Raw genomic sequence first — 598 nt, 5'->3', positions numbered from 1 at the left:
TCATTAGAAGAAATAGGCATTAATGTAAGTTGACGATCAATAACAAAAGCCCTATTAGAAATATTACCAATTTTTAAAGTATCCCCATTAGAAATACCTGAAGCATCAATAATTTTCCCAGTTCTAAGATCAAAATAATTTCCATAATTATCTTGAGTAATCTCAATTGTTTTAGAGCTACGCGGATAATTAATAGTTGAATTTTGATTTAAATCATCGATATTTAAAATATCATCTGAGTTTTTCAAACAATCAGCGTTAACCTGTGTTTCATTTGATGCAAATACAATGTTTAATGAAAATAAAATAAAACAAATAATAATAAGACTAATGCATAGTTTTTTATTGATTTTTTCACCACCTTCAAAGTCATTAATCACTATAAAATCAAGTTTTATTTAAAATATATAAACGACTCATTAATTATGTAATATTTTCTTCATCATAAATATATAAAGTTTATGAAAAAACGGGACTGTCAATTTGTTAGGTCTTGATTTCGGTTTTCGATCCAACCATTTTTTCTTGACATAATATAAGCAAACATGCCTTCAGGAGTTCTATAAATTCTTTTTGTGTGTTTATCTAATGTATTGCC

1 pseudogene is annotated in these 598 nt (G+C 25.9%); it reads right to left on the bottom strand.

What is annotated here, in order from left to right:
• Positions 1 to 380: pseudogene (locus MBORA_RS00650) on the bottom strand (hypothetical protein); the annotation flags it as partial.
• Between the last annotated feature and the right edge of the window lie 218 nt (positions 381 to 598).

Origin of the sequence: Methanobrevibacter oralis (assembly GCF_001639275.1) — an archaeon.
GTDB classification, from domain to species: domain Archaea; phylum Methanobacteriota; class Methanobacteria; order Methanobacteriales; family Methanobacteriaceae; genus Methanocatella; species Methanocatella oralis.
The sequence above is the reverse complement of the archived record's forward strand: the minus strand, read 5'-3'. Positions and strand labels throughout refer to the sequence as shown.